18 protein-coding genes are annotated in these 16,095 nt (G+C 38.4%); 1 reads left to right on the top strand and 17 read right to left on the bottom strand.

Annotation, left to right across the window (positions count from 1 at the left end; all coding sequences use genetic code 11):
• Nucleotides 1-4: 4 nt before the first annotated feature.
• The 17 genes from aguA to aac(6') form a co-directional block, all read right to left on the bottom strand.
• On the bottom strand, nucleotides 5-1,090 hold the full coding sequence (gene aguA / locus I2H52_RS03015) for an agmatine deiminase (protein WP_195594144.1): 1,086 nt from the start codon (nucleotides 1,088-1,090) through the stop codon (nucleotides 5-7).
• Nucleotides 1,087-2,214: a carboxynorspermidine decarboxylase gene (gene nspC / locus I2H52_RS03010; RefSeq protein WP_195594141.1), complete on the bottom strand. Its 1,128-nt coding sequence runs from the start codon at nucleotides 2,212-2,214 to the stop codon at nucleotides 1,087-1,089. The genes aguA and nspC overlap by 4 nt, the downstream gene beginning before the upstream one ends.
• A complete protein-coding gene (locus tag I2H52_RS03005; RefSeq protein ID WP_195594139.1) occupies nucleotides 2,214-3,473 on the bottom strand; it encodes a saccharopine dehydrogenase family protein in 1,260 nt (419 codons plus the stop codon). Before I2H52_RS03005 ends, nspC begins: the two co-directional genes overlap by 1 nt.
• On the bottom strand, nucleotides 3,470-4,330 hold the full coding sequence (gene speE / locus I2H52_RS03000; RefSeq protein ID WP_195594136.1) for a polyamine aminopropyltransferase: 861 nt from the start codon (nucleotides 4,328-4,330) through the stop codon (nucleotides 3,470-3,472). Before speE ends, I2H52_RS03005 begins: the two co-directional genes overlap by 4 nt.
• Nucleotides 4,331-5,791 carry an aminotransferase class I/II-fold pyridoxal phosphate-dependent enzyme gene (locus I2H52_RS02995; RefSeq protein ID WP_195594133.1) on the bottom strand — a complete coding sequence of 487 codons (1,461 nt, stop codon included), beginning with the start codon at nucleotides 5,789-5,791 and terminating at the stop codon, nucleotides 4,331-4,333.
• Between the two features lie 614 nt (nucleotides 5,792-6,405).
• Nucleotides 6,406-6,960: a hypothetical protein gene (locus I2H52_RS02990; protein ID WP_181186939.1), complete on the bottom strand. Its 555-nt coding sequence runs from the start codon at nucleotides 6,958-6,960 to the stop codon at nucleotides 6,406-6,408.
• A gap of 190 nt (nucleotides 6,961-7,150) precedes the next feature.
• Entirely contained in the window at nucleotides 7,151-7,864 is a 714-nt protein-coding gene (locus tag I2H52_RS02985) for an alpha/beta fold hydrolase (RefSeq protein WP_070535282.1), read from the bottom strand.
• Between the two features lie 3 nt (nucleotides 7,865-7,867).
• Entirely contained in the window at nucleotides 7,868-8,179 is a 312-nt protein-coding gene (locus I2H52_RS02980; RefSeq protein WP_000420549.1) for a hypothetical protein, read from the bottom strand.
• 119 nt (nucleotides 8,180-8,298) lie between these two features.
• Nucleotides 8,299-10,041, bottom strand: coding sequence for a glycoside hydrolase family 13 protein (locus tag I2H52_RS02975; protein ID WP_084918420.1), 1,743 nt, complete (start codon nucleotides 10,039-10,041; stop codon nucleotides 8,299-8,301).
• 177 nt (nucleotides 10,042-10,218) lie between these two features.
• Nucleotides 10,219-10,710 carry a nucleotidyltransferase domain-containing protein gene (locus I2H52_RS02970; protein ID WP_195594130.1) on the bottom strand — a complete coding sequence of 164 codons (492 nt, stop codon included), beginning with the start codon at nucleotides 10,708-10,710 and terminating at the stop codon, nucleotides 10,219-10,221.
• Nucleotides 10,711-10,773: 63 nt separating this feature from the next.
• Nucleotides 10,774-11,655, bottom strand: a complete 882-nt coding sequence (locus I2H52_RS02965) for a diacylglycerol/lipid kinase family protein (protein ID WP_061587071.1) — start codon at nucleotides 11,653-11,655, stop codon at nucleotides 10,774-10,776.
• Nucleotides 11,656-11,902: 247 nt separating this feature from the next.
• Nucleotides 11,903-12,520 carry an SAP domain-containing protein gene (locus I2H52_RS02955; protein ID WP_195594128.1) on the bottom strand — a complete coding sequence of 206 codons (618 nt, stop codon included), beginning with the start codon at nucleotides 12,518-12,520 and terminating at the stop codon, nucleotides 11,903-11,905.
• 104 nt (nucleotides 12,521-12,624) lie between these two features.
• Nucleotides 12,625-12,753 carry an ADP-ribosylglycohydrolase gene (locus tag I2H52_RS02950; RefSeq protein WP_084937797.1) on the bottom strand — a complete coding sequence of 43 codons (129 nt, stop codon included), beginning with the start codon at nucleotides 12,751-12,753 and terminating at the stop codon, nucleotides 12,625-12,627.
• Nucleotides 12,754-12,764: 11 nt separating this feature from the next.
• Nucleotides 12,765-13,571, bottom strand: a complete 807-nt coding sequence (locus tag I2H52_RS02945; protein WP_084937798.1) for an alpha/beta fold hydrolase — start codon at nucleotides 13,569-13,571, stop codon at nucleotides 12,765-12,767.
• 154 nt (nucleotides 13,572-13,725) lie between these two features.
• Nucleotides 13,726-14,469, bottom strand: coding sequence for a CPBP family intramembrane glutamic endopeptidase (locus I2H52_RS02940; protein ID WP_195594124.1), 744 nt, complete (start codon nucleotides 14,467-14,469; stop codon nucleotides 13,726-13,728).
• Nucleotides 14,470-14,647: 178 nt separating this feature from the next.
• The gene (locus tag I2H52_RS02935; protein ID WP_229104485.1) at nucleotides 14,648-15,256 is read right to left on the bottom strand and encodes a Type 1 glutamine amidotransferase-like domain-containing protein; all 609 of its coding nucleotides are present in this window, start codon (nucleotides 15,254-15,256) and stop codon (nucleotides 14,648-14,650) included.
• 57 nt (nucleotides 15,257-15,313) lie between these two features.
• Nucleotides 15,314-15,742 carry an aminoglycoside 6'-N-acetyltransferase gene (gene aac(6') / locus I2H52_RS02930; protein WP_049479811.1) on the bottom strand — a complete coding sequence of 143 codons (429 nt, stop codon included), beginning with the start codon at nucleotides 15,740-15,742 and terminating at the stop codon, nucleotides 15,314-15,316.
• 41 nt (nucleotides 15,743-15,783) lie between these two features.
• On the opposite strand from aac(6'), the gene I2H52_RS09700 reads away from it, so the two are divergent.
• Nucleotides 15,784-16,008: a hypothetical protein gene (locus I2H52_RS09700; protein WP_229104483.1), complete on the top strand. Its 225-nt coding sequence runs from the start codon at nucleotides 15,784-15,786 to the stop codon at nucleotides 16,006-16,008.
• The last annotated feature ends 87 nt before the right edge of the window (nucleotides 16,009-16,095 follow it).

The raw sequence follows: 16,095 nt of genomic DNA, 5'->3' as shown, positions 1-16,095 counted from the left end.
TCTCCTATTCTGGGATTTGTTGGGTGATACAGTGAATATTGCCACCACCTAAGAGAATATCTCTGGCTGGTATTCCTACGACTTTACGGTCTGGAAAACACTTGCTGAGGATATCTAGGGCAACTTGGTCGTTTTTATCTTGAAATTGGGGAACAAGGACAGCCTTGTTGGCAATATAGAAATTGACATAGGAAGCTGCAAGACGTTCACCTGCATAACGCTCTTCTTCCCCTTCTTCATATATGTAGCCTGGCAAATCCTCTTCGGTTACAACTTGTCGAACTGCAGGGATAGGCAATTTATGAATGGTGAAGGGACGCCCTTTTGCATCCGTTTCCTTCTCTAAAAGCTCTAAATCAGCTACTGACATGGCATATTGAGGATCGCTTTTGTCGTCTGTCCAAGCTAGAACAAGCTCTGCAGGACCAACGAAGGCTGCTACATTATCAACGTGCTCGTTTGTCTCATCTTGATAAATACCATAAGGAAGCCAGATAACTTTTTCAGCGCCAACGCTCTCTAATAAGGTGTTTTCGATTTCCTCTTTACTGAGATGAGGATTGCGACCAGCGCTCAGAAGGCAGCTTTCAGTCACGAGAATGGTTCCTTGTCCATCGCTATGGATTGCGCCACCTTCTAGTACAAAAGGTTTTGCATCGTAAACAGGCATTTCCAAGGCCTCAGCAAACCGACTAGCTACTTGGTCATCTGCTTCATAGTCTTGATAAAGACCATCCACCGCGCCACCCCAGGCATTGAAAGACCAATCGACTGCCAACTTTTCTCTTTTTTCATTGATGAGAATAGTCGGTCCAGTATCACGCGCCCAGGCATCATTAGTAGGAATATCTAGATAAACAACCTTGTCTCCAAGATAGGATTTGGCTTCAGATAGATAGTCCTCCTCAACCAAAAGGTAGACTGTTTCCCCTTCTGCTATGGTCTCGATGATCTGAGTAAATGCTCTTTTAGCCGCTTTTCCTTGAAAGGGCCATGAACCTGGTCGAGTTGGCCATATCATGAGGGTACCATGATGGGGCTCGTACTCTGCTGGCATACGATAACCTGCTTTTTTCGGAGTTTCTATCATGATAATCTCCCTTTAAAGTCTTGATAGCCGAAGGCTTTGATTAAGCTGCAGTCTCCCTGCTCGTCCATAAGATAGAGACTTGGCAAGCCAATACCGTTAAAGGTATTATTTTTGACAAATGAGTAAATAGCCATATCTTCGAAATAGAGTCTGTCACCGATTTGGACTGGATTTTCAAAGCTATAATCGCCTATCACATCACCCGTCAGACAAGTATTGGAAGAAAGTCTATAGGTATGGGCTTTTTCCTGAGCTTCAAAGCCATTTCTCAAAGGTGGACGATAGGGCATTTCAAGGACATCTGGCATATGGCAGGTCGCGGACGCATCTAAAACCAAGATTTCCATACCGTTTTCTACAATATCCAAAACTTCAGTTGCTAGATAACCCGCATTGAGCGCAATGGCTTCACCCGGCTCGATATAGACCTCAAGATTGTAAGTTTCTCGGATACGCTTGATTTCAGAAATCAGCAAATCCACATCGTAATCTTCTCTTGTGATGTGGTGTCCGCCACCCATATTGAGCCATTTCACCTCATGTAAATAAGGACCAAACTGCGCTTCTACTGCCTTCAAAGTTGTCTCTAAATCATCTGAACCTTGCTCGCAAAGGGTATGAAAATGAAGTCCATCAACTAGATCTAGTAAATCACTCGGTATCTTGTCTGAAGTCACTCCAAAACGAGATCCAGGAGCACAAGGATCGTAGAGCGCGTGATCTCCTTGAGTAGAACACTGGGGGTTGAGGCGCAAACCGACACTAATACCAGCCTCACGGCAACGAGGACCGTGTTTACGCAATTGTCTCTCGGAGTTGAAGACGATATGGTCTGTTATCTCAAGCAATTCCTCCAAGTCTGCATCCTTGAAAGCAGGTGCAAAGACATGGACTTCCCCCGGAAACTCTTCTCTAGCTAACTTAGCTTCATAGAGTCCACTAGCCGTTGTACCAGAGAGATACTGGCTAATTAGTGGATAGGTTTTGTAGAGGGAATAAGCCTTCTGGGCTAGCAAAACCTTGCAACTGGCTTCTTCTTGTACATATTGTAAAATGCGGCAGTTGGCTTCTAACTTTGCCAAGTCAATGACGTAAGCTGGTGTTGGTACTTGTTCTAATTTCATTAGTCCACCATTTGTGGGTTTTCTACCACAGCCCATGGCAATCCGTACTCATTCAAAGCTTCCATGAATGGATCTGGATCCAACTCTTCAAGGTTGTAAACTCCAGGTTGTTTCCAAGTTCCGTTCATAACCAGTTTTGTCCCAATCATGGCTGGAACTCCAGTAGTGTAAGAAATGGCTTGTGAACCAACTTCTGCGTAACATTCCTGATGGTCGCAAACATTGTAGATATAGATGGTCTTTTCAACACCATCTTTGACACCTGTAAAGATACAACCGATATTGGTTTTACCAACTGTTCGCGGGCCAAGGCTGGCTGGATCTGGAAGCAAGGCTTTTAAGAATTGAATCGGAACGATTTCTTGGCCGTTAAAGTTAATAGCATCTGTACGAAGGAGACCAACGTTTTCCAAGCATTTCATATGTGTTAGATAAGATTGCCCAAAGGTCATAAAGAAACGAATGCGTTTAACACCAGGGATGTTTTTCGCCAATGATTCGATTTCTTCATGGTGAAGGAGATACATATCTTTTTGTCCAACCTGAGGGAAATCGTACTCACGCTTGATAGACATAGCTTCGACTTCGACCCATTTTCCATCTTCCCAGTAAGAACCAGGCGCAGAAACCTCACGGAGATTGATTTCTGGGTTAAAGTTTGTTGCAAATGGATAACCGTGGTCACCACCATTACAGTCTAAAATGTCGATATAGTGGATTTCATCAAAGTAATGTTTCAAAGCATAAGCTGAAAAGACACTGGTCACACCTGGGTCAAAACCAGAACCAAGAAGAGCTGTCAAGCCTGCTTCTTTGAATTTTTCTTGATAAGCCCATTGCCATGAGTAGTCAAAGTAGGCTGTAAAACCAAGTTCCTTACAACGTTTTTCATAAATAGCACGCCATTCAGGGTCTTCTGTGTCCTCAGCCTCATAGTTGGCCGTGTCGATATAGTGGACACCGGTCGCCAAACATGCGTCCATAATGGTCAAGTCTTGGTAAGGCAGAGCTACGTTCAAAACGGCTTCTGGTTTGTAGCTTTCAATCAAGGCAATCACTTCTTCTACCTTGTCTGCATCAAGAGCAGCTGTCTCAATCTTTGTACTTGTTTTGCCTTGTAATTTAGCCTTCAAGTCATCGCATTTTGACTTGGTACGGCTAGCAATCATAATCTCTGTGAAGGTTTCGCTATCTTGGCAAATCTTTGAAATAGCAACTTGGGCAACGCCCCCACATCCGATAACTAATAAACGATTCATTTTTTTCCTTCCTCTTCTTCTAAAATGTCTTCTACATACTTGGGCAACATAAAGGCTCCCACATGTAAGTTTGCAGTATAGTATTCTGTGAAAAGCTGGCGTTTTTTCCAGCCTTCCTTGTCAAAATCTTTGATAGGGTGGTATTTTTTCGATGCAAATCCAAACAACCAATAGCCAGCAGGACTGGTTGGGATATGGGCCTGATAAACTCGGCTGATTGGAAAAGCTTGATTGACCTTGCGGTGCATGCTTCGGCAAGCTGACTCATCCTCGTCAAAGAAGGGACTCCCATGCTGGTAAATCATGATACCGTCTTCCTTCAGAGCTCTGTAACTATTGCCGTAAAATTCCTTGGTAAAGAGCCCTTCCGTATGTCCAAATGGATCTGTCGCATCGTTGATGATAATATCGTAGTCATCTTCGCAGTTTCGCAAAAAGCGTAGCCCGTTTTGGTAGTAAATGGTGACACGAGGATCATCTAGCCCCGCAGCAAAGTCTGGGAAATACTCACGGCAAACCTCTACCAACATCTCATCTGGTTCCACAATATCGATTTGTTCTAGTTCAGGATAGAGCGTCAATACTTGGGCAACACCGCCGTCACCACCCCCTATAACCAAGACTTTCTTTGGATTTGGGTGGACAGCCATGGGAACGTGGACCGTCATTTCGTTGTAGACAAAATCATCCGCATCTGAGAACAAGACATGCCCATTTAAAATCAGTATTTTCCCAAAAGCTGGTGTATCTAATACCTCTATATCCTGCCATTCACTATTACCATCGTAGAGTTGCTTGGCTGTTCTCAGGGACAGTTTCACATCTGGAGTATGAACTTCAGAAAACCATAAATCCATCTAGTTCTCCTTTCTCTTAATGACGTTGATGTGATTGACTTCTGGATCTTCTGTCCCTTGGAGGGAGCAACCACGTTCTTTGGCAAATAGGATATAATCCACAATGTCTCGTGTAATGCGTTCACCTGGTGCTAGAATTGGGATGCCTGGAGGATAGCACATGACAAATTCTCCACAGACTTGTCCAACAGAATCATCCAAGGTCAAACTTTTTCTCTCTGAATAAAAGGCTTCCTGAGGAGAAAGGACTAACTCGGGTTGGATATATTCTCCAGCAATCAAATCTTTTCCATCTCTTGAGTAGAGTCTCTTGATATCCGCCAAAGCACCGACCAGACGCTCAATGTCTTGGATGCGGTCACCGATGGAAATATAGGCCAAGATATTGCCAATATCCCCGAATTCAATCTGAATATCGTATTCGTCTCGCAAGAGGTCATAAACCTCAATCCCTGTTAGCCCAATTCCCTGAGTGTAAACTGACAGCTTGGTCACGTCAAAATCACAAACGGAAACACCGTCTATTAACTCTTTTGAGTAGGCATAGTAACCACCGATAGCATTGATTTCACGACGAGCGTACTCGGATAGTTCAATGACTTTCTCAAAAGACTCTTTGCCACGAAGGGCTAAGTTTCGTCGAGAAATATCCAAACTAGCCATCAACAAGTAAGAGGCAGATGTAGACTGGGTCAGGTTGATAATCTGACGAACGTACTCAGGATTCATCTGGTCACCGATTAGCAGGATGGAGCTCTGGGTCAAACTCCCACCAGACTTATGCATAGAGACCGCCGCCATATCAGCGCCAGCATCCATAGCAGACAGTGGCAATTTATCTGTAAAATGCAGATGAGCTCCATGAGCTTCATCCACTAAAACAAGCATGCCAGCATCATGAGCCATTTCCGTCAAACTTTTAAGATCCGAACAAATTCCATAGTAAGTAGGATTGTTGATTAGGATAGCTTTAGCATCTGGATGTTCCTTAATGGCCTGTGCAACACGGCCATTTTCAAGACCTAAAGCGATGCCGATTTTAGGATCCACACTCATCTCGATATAGATGGGAATAGCACCGCATAGAACCAGCGCATTAATAGCAGATTTGTGGACATTTCGTGGCAGAATAATCTTATCTCCTGCCTTGCAGGTGGAAAGAATCATGGTTTGAACAGATGAGGTTGTTCCCCCAATCATGAGAAAGGCATGCGCCGCTCCAAAAGCATCCGCTGCCAACTCCTCTGCATCCCGAATAATCGAAATGGGATGACCTAGATTATCCAAGGGTTTCATCGAATTGACATCAATGCCAACACATTTTTCCCCTAATAGTTCGACAAGTTCTGGATTTCCTCGTCCACGCTTGTGACCTGGCACATCAAAGGGGACAATCCTTTTCTTGCGTAGCTTGACCAAGGCCTCGTAAATTGGGGCTTGGTTTTGATCTAACTTCTTCAAGACATACTCCTTTACCGTATTTTTAGCACCTCAAAAAGATAAAGGCGACTAAAGGTTGACTTATGAAAAAAGAGCAGGTTTTCACCTGCTCTGCAATCTTCTGACGTGTGTATTTTGGTTTCTGTTGAGTATGTCTGTTCCTGATGTTTCCTAACTCTCTAGTAGCAAATATTACGTACTTTATTGATCGTTTCACAAGATGACGTGTGCTTTCACCACACTAAAAATTTATGAATTAGGACAAATATCCTAACATCAACTTATAAAAGTAGGCTTTTAACCCTATCAATAATGTGGCTTTTCAACCACGCTTCGGCATTCAACCCTGCCTGTCCGTAGGCATTTTTTACTCGGGTTTATATTTGCTAGAAAACATCATCTCATTTTCTAAGCCTTATAACTATATCATGTTTATAAGAGCTTGTAAAGTACTTTTTTTGAATTTTTTGAGTTTTTGTTCGCGAAATGTTATTGAACAGTAAAAGGAAATCGTTTTAAAATGTCATTGACACAAGAAAAAAGGAACTACAGACATTAACTACTTCAATAATTCTTCAAGTATGACTTGATATTGAAAATCAGTTCTTTTCATCAGATTTTATACATATTTCCAGCTAGGAAGTGGGAATCAACTGCTCCAATTCTACTTTTGAAAGCTGTCCTTGATTGTAAAGTTTTCTAAGTAAGTCCTCATCTACGGTAATTGAATAGTAATCCGTCACAAACTCATGAAATTTCTCAAAACTGTCAAAGAAATAGGATAATAACCATTCGCCACCATCCTGCTCTTGGTAAGTATTTTGATGCTCTTGACCGTCATACCAGATAACGAAGGTTGTTTCATCTTTTTGCTCTTCTGAGTAAAGGTTTTGATACTTTTCATCCAGTCCTTTATAAAATCCGTCTATGATGTCTTGATTCCACTCATCCGCAGCAAATTGACTCAAACTACTTTCATGATCAAAGCCCTTTATAAGGATCATTTTATCAGTGAAAATCACATCTAGAGAATCACCAGAACCGTTGTCGATAAGGTAACGGATCCCATAGCTTTCCTCAGTCTTAACGATCAATCGAAGCCAGGTCTTGTTTGGATCTGTTCGATACTCATCAATGACAAGCAAGCCATCTAAACGCGTCTTTGCATTTTCCCATTCAATTTTTCCCATCTCTTTAATCCTCCATCTTAAAATTTAAAATCTATTATGGTTACAAATTCTATAACCTATTTCTATATATTCCGTCTGACTATACTGTGGAATATTTCCTTCACCAGACAAATCATCAGGTGTACGATTTTTATTGAATCTGAGTAGACTGTAATCTTATATTAATTATCATACTTCAATCAATCGTTCGCTAAGAATAAGAGAGCCACTCATTAATAAAAGAAGCAATTTCTTTAGGTGCTTGAGTATAAAGCTCATGACCAAAGTTATCTAGAAAAATAGTATCAAAATAGTCTGGCAATTCTTTTAGAGCCTCTTCTCTCCATGCTACTTCATTAGGATATCGAGGACTAATAAACAAGGTATTTCCCACTTTTCTCTTAAACGCTTGTATTTTTCTCCGTAGCTGTAGTAACGTTTCTATATTTTCATAATTTATAGCTAACTCATATCTATTATACTGCACATTCCAATGATAGGAATGTATTACAGCTTCTTCCATATTTTTTGACCAATGCTTTGCTTCAGATTTTTCTTTAGAAATAAGAATATCTATGTCAGAAAGGTTTTGAGACTTGATATAGTTTTTGGTTTCCTCTAACTCTGTATCTAAAGGTAAAATCTTGTCTAAATCTAAATAGCCACCATCCAAAAGAATCAGTTTTTTCACTTCTTGAAATTCCGATGCGAAATAACGAGCCAAATCTCCTCCGAGAGAATGGCCTATCAGACAGATAGATTCTTCCCCAACTATCTCCTTTTTAAACCATGATTTCAACTCTATTTCATCTCTAAAATACTTTTCATATGGATTTATAAAACAAGCAATCGAGTCTAGCTCTTGAAGAAAATCCTTGCTATGACAGACATTACTTCCCAAACCGCCAATAAAATATATTTTCATTCTCTAATTAATACTATGCTTATTCATCTTTTGTTCAAAGATAGTCGTGATAATCTGACGCAATTCTTCACGTTCTTTTTCTGGGATTTCACCACTTGTTTGGGCTGCAGCGTAGAGTTCAGGGTGTTCAATTGAAATGCGTTTAATAGTACGTGTTGTAGCATGTTTTCTGACAAAAAAAGGGATGCGCTTAATCAAGTCTTGTGGGACAAGCGCAAGAATTTTCTCAGCAGTTTCCTTGTCACCAATCTTAGACGTAGTCAGCCCTTTCTTAATCATTTCCTGTTCTTTTTCTGTAAAATCTTTTAATTCCATCTGATTAATCCTCCTATTCTCTCTAAGTTAAATTATATATCAGTTGTAGCAAGACACCAAATAGTCTGTTTGTAAAATGCTTTCTATACTAGAATTTTCTTTTCACTTTTAATTTCTCCCTAGTAAAAAATCACAAAACCTTTAGGCAAAATCGCCAGTTGCTGTTCCAATACTTGGCAATGACTGGCTAGCGCTACAGACTCACTATCTATAAGATAGTTTTCAGTTGATTGGTTAAAAATAGCTTGGATTTTTTGTCCATCATAATCCCATGCCAGAGATAGCACGTCCGGCTTGATTTCTTTTATGCTATAGGTGCCATGTTGGATAATGCCTGAAACCTCCTTACGAAGCTGAATCAATTTTTTCATGAATTGAAGCATGTCATTACTGTCGGAAACACGGTCCCAAGGCATGACACGACGACAATCTGGATCTGGTCCTCCACCTAACTCCAACTCGGTTCCATAGTAGAAACACGGTGTCCCCCTTTGTAAAAAGAGGCAAGCAAGAGCCGACTTAACGAGTTGAACATCTTCCTTGGCAGTAGTCAAAATACGCTCCGTATCATGCGAATCCAAGAGATTGAACATCACTTCCGAAATCTGTTGTCTATAGTACATAGATTGGCTATTGATTTCATTGATAAATTGAGGTGACTTCTTAACCCCTCGCAAGAAATAATCCTTGATACTGTCAGAGAGAGGGTAATTCATGACTGCGTGGAATTCATCGCCATTTAGCCAAGGCTGAGAAGTGTGCCAGACTTCTCCAAGAATATAAAGGTCAGGCTTTTTAGCCAAGACAGCCTTACGGAAATCTCTCCAAAATTGATGGTCTACTTCATTGGCCACATCCAGGCGCCAAGCATCAATATCAAACTCTTCAATCCAGTAGGTCGCAACTTTTAACAAATAGTCCCTCACTTGAGGATTGGCCGTATTGAGCTTGGGCATATAGCTGGCAAAAGCGAAGGTATGATAAGGGAGTTTTCTTGGATTTCCAAGCTTATCTTTGGTCACGGGAAATTCTTGAACATGGAACCAGTCTTTATATTCCGACTTTCCACCATGCTTGAGAACATCCTGCCACTGCAGAGACTGATCCCCGATATGATTGAAAACAGCGTCCAGCATGATTTTCATCCCTCTCTGATGGGCCTCCTCCACCAGTTTACGAAAAATTTTCTTATCTCCAAAATGATGATCTATTTCGAAATAATCCGTCGTATTATACTTGTGATTGCTTGGGGATTCAAAAATCGGACAGAGATAAAGACCTGTAATCCCTAAGTCTTGCAAGTAATCCAGATGGTCAATAATGCCCTGTAAATCACCACCAAAGAAATCGCTCGTCTTTGGCTTGATAAAGGAATCCCAAGCTAGCGCACCTTCAGGTGAAATCTCAGGATTGCCATTAGCAAAGCGTTCTGGGAAAATCTGGTACCATACCATCTCTGCTACCCAGTCAGGAACATGGCAAGCATCAATCTCATGGATATACGGAATTTTAAAGCCATTTCCTTCATAATGAAGGTTTTCTAGCGTATTTTCAACACATCCCTTATCGCCATAGAAAATACTCTGACCTTGCTTATCCTTGAGTTCAAAGAGATACTGGAGTCGCGCATAGCCCACTGAAACTTCTGCTTGCCAGTAATCAAATAAGGCATCAGAAGTTACTTTGACCATCTCCTTGTTTACTTCATAATGGTCCTCTAAAAAGATAAAAGGATCACCATAATGCAAATGGATGCTTTCAATATCATCTTTCTTAGTCCGGATACGAATGTGCATTATCTTATCCTTATAAAGATAAGCATACTCCGACTCTGTTCTATGGTAAATGGCAGTCAATTCCATTGTTTTGTCTCCTGATTTACTTTCATTCATCTGTAACGCAAACGCTTTCACCTTTGTTGTTCTAGTATACTACTTTAAAATTTTATTTTCAAGACTAGTCCGTAGTTTTGAGTGGATTGTTTTTGAGAATATAAAAAAGCAGTAAGACTTAATACCTACTACTTTCTGATTGATGATTTACAAATGCCTTTCCAGCCAATCTATCTTTTTAAAATCTTTATTGTTATTGTGGTCATTTCGATAGGAATCTTGGGAAGAAGCTTTATATATACTGAAATACTGTTCTAAACTTGGAACACGAAACGTGATGTCCTCGAGATGAATCAACTCTATATCTGATTCAGATACTCCTGCAAAATCAGGTAAGGAATCGATACTCCCAAATTCAACGCTCACGCCATCTTTTTGGAATTCGTGCTCGTGAATATCTACCAAGGTATAGCCTAAGTGGTTCATCACTTTCATTATCTTGTCCCAGTCATAAATCCTGAGATGATCAGGCGCTTCCCAGCCTCTAGGATCTCCAGAGACATGAATGTCAATGTCAGACGGCTGCCATTCTTTATTTGAACGGTATTCAAAACCCAAAGACCCCATGAGCGTAGGTGTGATTCCGACTTGGTTTAAATGAGAACAAATTGTTCGAAATTCATCAAATAGAGAATTCATTCCTCCTCCAATCATTGATATGAAACTCGATTTCGCAGTGAAAAATAAACTAATTTTTAATTTCTACTCTTTCGGTTTTGAAAATACTTCTACTCGCTGAGCTAGTACTTTGATTTCTACAGGTAGGTTATCCGACTTATCGCCGTCAACATCTGACTCCAATTCACTATCTGAAGAGATCTTAATATTGCGCGCTCTGATATATTCAATATTATCATTGCCAACAACATCCCCTTTTAGTAAATCTGGAATGACGGATAATTTAGAGAATATAGATGCATCTTTTAGAATCAAAATATTGGCATAGCCATCTTTATTTTCTTCAAAGATTTTCTTATCAGCGAAGTAATTGGTCAAGAGAACCAAAACATGGCTAGCTTCACCAACATAATTTCCATTTTCTGTCTCAATCTTAATGTTAAAGACCTGATCCGTCATCACAGACTTCATGGTATTTACAGCATAGGCAAGAATACCAAATTTTGTCTTGTCCTCGATCTCCACATTGTGAATCGCCTCAGGCAGAGAACCGATACTAAAGATATAACCAAAATAGTTATCATTTGCTTTACCGATATCAATCTTGTTGGTTAAATTAAAATCGAGTTCATCTATCGCGCCATCGATGTCTTGATTGATTTCCAACAGTTTTGTAATGAGATTACCCGTACCGCCTGGGATAATACCCAACTTAGGAACGTAGTCTCTCTCAGCAATACCCGAAATGACTTCATTGACAGTCCCATCTCCACCAAAACACACCACTGCATCATACTGCTCACGAGACGCTTCTTCAGCAAAATTTGTTGCATCCAACGCTTTTTCGGTAATTTTGGTTTCCACGTGCTCAAAATAATCTTTGGCCTTATTCTCCAGCTTAACCTTATAATCCAAGGCCTTTTCCCCACCAGAGGTAGGGTTGATAATTAACATTGCTTTTTTCATTGATAATACTCCTTAATTTTTAAATAGAAATGTTAGTGTAACTACATCAGTCATTACATATAATGCTATTATATAATGAAACCTCAAAAAATAGAAATCAGACGTACCGGAGATTAATATAATTTTATTCTATTCTCCCATCACCTAATTACATCCTTTAAGGATTCATCCAAATCAGAATAAGCTTTATCCTTTATCCAATAAGGAATACCATAAGTTGCCTCTGCCACCAAGTGAGATGGCGTTTCTACTTACAATAGTCTTTTATTTTATCAACATATTTTGTCAAAAGATTTTTTGAATATATTTTTTCATTTTTTGAATTTCTAACTTCTTTCCAAAGGATGGAAGCTACTTTTAGTTTATTCGAGTAATTGTGACTATTTTCGTCTGCACAGAAGTCCTTTAAAAATTGGTTCCATTGACAAACCGAATGGTTATACTTAGCATAATCTGAATTTCCATAATAAACTTTTAGCATATCTTGGATTTTAAAACTCAAATCATGTTCTCTTTTTACTTTTCTCCAAGCTGTCGCCATATCAGCAGTAAATTTAAAGGGGGAAACACCTGTTAAAGTTGAGAAATATTCTCTAAAGTGTGCGTTAAAGGAGAACCCGCATTCAAGTAAGGGCGTATCTAAAGTAACGACTTCTACTTGTTTCTTCTTGCTTTTTATTGATGATTTTTTAATCAAATTCCCCTTGAAGTACTGCTCAATAATATCATTGAGTTCTTGTTTTGTACCTCTATATTCAAGCCCTAATGACTTGCATATCCGTGAAAGTTCATCCCGATACCAATAGTATTTATTAAATTCATCAAAGGATATGATTTTATCAAACTCAGGTCTACTCTCTATCAATATAACACCTCCTTAAAAACAGTTTAGGTTTTCATCTCAAAATAATGGAATTTTGGCTTCTTTATTTTGAGGATTAGCAACGTTTCACTAACAAACTCACACACTCAGCGGTTCGGACTTACCGTATCATCAGTGAAAAGACAATCCTCACGAAATAAAGAAAAATCCTTCGTTTTGATATTGTTCCATTCGTAAACTGAACCTACAATATCTCCAATAATTGCTCCTAGCATGGTATTCCTCCTTATGGCATATCCGATTCGTTACACGTTTCCGATGAATCACTCTTTAAAAATGGCACCACCAAATCAATCCACTCATAAGGTAGGTAAGTTGATAAATAGCCGTGGTTATAGCCCTTTGCTTCATACAAAATTGTATTTGAATGTAGCTGATGAAATAATTTCGCTGATTCTTTCACACAGTTCAATTCTTTTTCACCATAGATATACAGAACCTGAGCCTTGCTAGCAGAAATCATATCTTTCAGCTTGTAACATCCCATATAGTTTTTGTAAATGGTCACCAATGTTTCGACAGGCGTCCTTGGCAAATCCTCTAAATAATAAGCTTTTATTTCCTCTGGAAAAGCCAGTTTAGGATAAAGTTTGTTCATCATGCTTAACTGAAGTTTGCAAGAGAATTTATTGAACATCAGTTTACCAAATAGAGACACTAGAAAGATGCTGATTTTAGCTAACCTTGGTTGAGGAATACAGAGGCTTCCATCTATGATGGCCTTCTCAGCAATTTCACTGTCTAAAGACAAAAGCTCTATGGCAATTTGACCACCAAGTGAAACACCACCGATTGCAAACAATTTCCCACCACAGTTTGCTTTGATATAGTCTAGAATCTCCAAAGCAGAATCTTCAGTAGAAACATAATCAAGTTGATATTCCTCGCCGTGGCCATTCAAAGTGGGTAGAATTATACGATATTCTTCTGACAAGATTCGTGCTTGACGAAGATAATTCCACCAAGAACTTCCACCACCATGTATCAGTAAAATAGGAGGCAAATTCTTATCACCAAATTCATGGAATTTCATGTTTAAACTCCTTACTGTAGAACTTTCACTAGCTACACCCATGTTTAATCAGCTCGTACAAGCAGTGATGTCTCATCAAATAGAAAAGTCTCTAACATTGATTATCTAGAATGACCACACGTTACTTTCAATAATGGATATCCTGATCTAAATTTTAAAATGTTGTTTCCTTACTAATTCTATTACTCGCCAATATAGTATAAATCAAATAACCAATAAAAATGATAATAAAAATAAGATTAATTTTTAACACAAAATAGAGATTTAACAAATTTGCGAACGCATGAAATAATATACAGTATCCCACAGATTTCGTTTGACGGTAAAGAAGCCCTAAAACAAAACTTAAAAATAATGTATATATAAAAAATAAAATAAAAGGAAATCCTTGATGACTTTCTCCAACTATAAACCATAAAGGCAGATGCCATATTCCCCAAATTGATCCTACAATCAAATTAGATTGCCAATAAGTATATTTTTTATCAAGTAATGGTTGTAATATTCCTCTCCATCCTAATTCTTCATGTCCACCACCAAAAAAAATTAGTTGTATAAAGAATAATGGCATCAGATAAATTGATACTTCATTTAATTCTAAGGAAGATAAAGAGAATAGTATCAAAATTGCTAACAAATGAATAATGAAATAAATACTACTACTTTTTCTTTTAGTAAATACAAAATGTTTAAATTTTATATTATTCCTTTTCAAATAAAAGCCACTTGCAATAGCTGGTCCAAGTGCACCAACTATATGTAATATTCTTCCTATAAATGTCTCTAATCCCAAAATATAAGATTGTGTAAATATGGCAAGAAGCCCCCAAGATATATAAGTAATTCCAAATGTAAAACAAAGATAATTTTTTAAATTCCTTTTATCAATTTCTGTCATTTTTTTCTTCCTAATCTTGATTATTTTATGAATAATATTTTTACTACTTCTTAGTTGCTCTCGATTATAACTACCTATATTCTATCATAAAAACACAAAAAAGCCTTACAATCAAGGCTTTTCATTATTCATTTCGTCAATACTTTAGTTTCGTAGATTCAGATTCGCATGATTAAAACTAGTCAATTTTCTCTATGATATTTCCAAGTTTATCCAATACAAGACATGAATGATCATTTAGTGGAATTATGGGAACATCAACAAGTTCTTCAGCTCTATCCTTATTTGCTTTATCATTCCATGAATCATAATGGACACTAATTAAAAACTGACTAAAGACTCCTAATCCATTTTTTATCTTTATCTGATGATCTGAATTATCATTAGGTGAGACATAGACTTTTTCTCCTAATAATAGGGCTCCTGCAGAAAACCCTATAACTTTTGCCCCTTTATTAAGCATATGATCGATATAATTTTTGAACTCCTGATTGACATAAGTAGCTATATATTTTTCCGTATTTCCTCCACCAATGATGATTAGATCAGCATCTAAATAGCTATCAAAATCAATCTGCTCAGTGTCCAAAAGTAAGTAATCAGTGTTTAGATTAGGAAATTGACTTTGGAAAACTTCCGTGTACTTTTTCATATAGGGTTGCCAATTATCTCGAAAAACTGTAAAAATAACAATTCTTTCAATCTTGCTTGATAATACAATTTTATCAACAATGCTATATTTCGTTATTGGGGGATTCCCACCCATCAAAAAAATTTGTTCTTTCAAGTTAACACACTTTCTAAAGAGACATAAAATTTAAACAAGTTTATTCACGTTTCTAAATTATAATTTTTTCTTAAAATGAATAATTCTATTTGCCTCCTGAAATCCAATATTGAGATGAAATCTTATAGAATCCGTATTCGTTAAAGTACAGTCACTTGCAAATTCCTTACATCCTTTATTTTTCGCCCATTCCTCACATTTTGTACAGAGATTTTTAGCAATATCCTTTAAACGATATTCCTCGTCGACAATAATCCCTTCTAAGAATCCAACAGGACTATATTTACAACCTTCAACATAATCAAATCTAAGTGAACATAGTGCTAGACCTACAATTGTGTCACCTTCAACTTCAGTAAAGATTGCAGTATTTTTGCCATTCGTATATTTTTTTACTTCATCAAAAGCTTCTTTATCGGTCAATTGGGGCCATAATTGTTTTATTAGTTTAGCCGTTTTTATAGAATCTTTTGTTATTCCATCCATATTGATGTTCCTCCGCAAATTACAAGCAAATGTTTCGAATCATGCTGTTACTTTGTTACTCATTGATTGATACCAATACCATCCCCTTCTACTTTTCGACTGTCTCAGATTGGAAGAGCAGAGCCATGCACTCAGCGGTTCGGACTTACCGTATCATTTCGTCGGTTTCCCTCCTCATTCTACGAGTCCTATCCCACGGGCGGAGCATCTACTTCTACTTCGCTGATGCCTCAGCTCGTACAAGCAGTGATACCGCCTCAACATGATGCATCTATGGAACTCAAAAAGTTTGGGGAGTTCAAAGCTCCAGTGGAGCTTTGAAGCCTCTCACCCTAAAATGAGAAAGCGAGAGG

Origin of the sequence: Streptococcus oralis, from assembly GCF_015561235.1 — a bacterium.
Classification (GTDB): Bacteria; Bacillota; Bacilli; order Lactobacillales; family Streptococcaceae; genus Streptococcus; species Streptococcus oralis_BK.
Note: the sequence above shows the minus strand (reverse complement) of the source record. Positions and strands in the feature narration are given on the sequence as shown.

What these genes read in the sequence shown, in the direction of transcription:
- aguA (WP_195594144.1), bottom strand. Translation starts at nt 1,090, where the DNA reads ATGATAGAAACTCCGAAAAAAGCAGGTTATCGTATGCCAGCAGAGTAC.
- nspC (WP_195594141.1), bottom strand. Translation starts at nt 2,214, where the DNA reads ATGAAATTAGAACAAGTACCAACACCAGCTTACGTCATTGACTTGGCA.
- I2H52_RS03005 (WP_195594139.1), bottom strand. Translation starts at nt 3,473, where the DNA reads ATGAATCGTTTATTAGTTATCGGATGTGGGGGCGTTGCCCAAGTTGCT.
- speE (WP_195594136.1), bottom strand. Translation starts at nt 4,330, where the DNA reads ATGGATTTATGGTTTTCTGAAGTTCATACTCCAGATGTGAAACTGTCC.
- I2H52_RS02990 (WP_181186939.1), bottom strand. Translation starts at nt 6,960, where the DNA reads ATGGGAAAAATTGAATGGGAAAATGCAAAGACGCGTTTAGATGGCTTG.
- I2H52_RS02985 (WP_070535282.1), bottom strand. Translation starts at nt 7,864, where the DNA reads ATGAAAATATATTTTATTGGCGGTTTGGGAAGTAATGTCTGTCATAGC.
- I2H52_RS02980 (WP_000420549.1), bottom strand. Translation starts at nt 8,179, where the DNA reads ATGGAATTAAAAGATTTTACAGAAAAAGAACAGGAAATGATTAAGAAA.
- I2H52_RS02975 (WP_084918420.1), bottom strand. Translation starts at nt 10,041, where the DNA reads ATGGAATTGACTGCCATTTACCATAGAACAGAGTCGGAGTATGCTTAT.
- I2H52_RS02970 (WP_195594130.1), bottom strand. Translation starts at nt 10,710, where the DNA reads ATGAATTCTCTATTTGATGAATTTCGAACAATTTGTTCTCATTTAAAC.
- I2H52_RS02965 (WP_061587071.1), bottom strand. Translation starts at nt 11,655, where the DNA reads ATGAAAAAAGCAATGTTAATTATCAACCCTACCTCTGGTGGGGAAAAG.
- I2H52_RS02950 (WP_084937797.1), bottom strand. Translation starts at nt 12,753, where the DNA reads ATGCTAGGAGCAATTATTGGAGATATTGTAGGTTCAGTTTACGAATGG.
- I2H52_RS02945 (WP_084937798.1), bottom strand. Translation starts at nt 13,571, where the DNA reads ATGAAATTCCATGAATTTGGTGATAAGAATTTGCCTCCTATTTTACTG.
- I2H52_RS02940 (WP_195594124.1), bottom strand. Translation starts at nt 14,469, where the DNA reads ATGACAGAAATTGATAAAAGGAATTTAAAAAATTATCTTTGTTTTACA.
- I2H52_RS09700 (WP_229104483.1), top strand. Translation starts at nt 15,784, where the DNA reads ATGCTGTTACTTTGTTACTCATTGATTGATACCAATACCATCCCCTTC.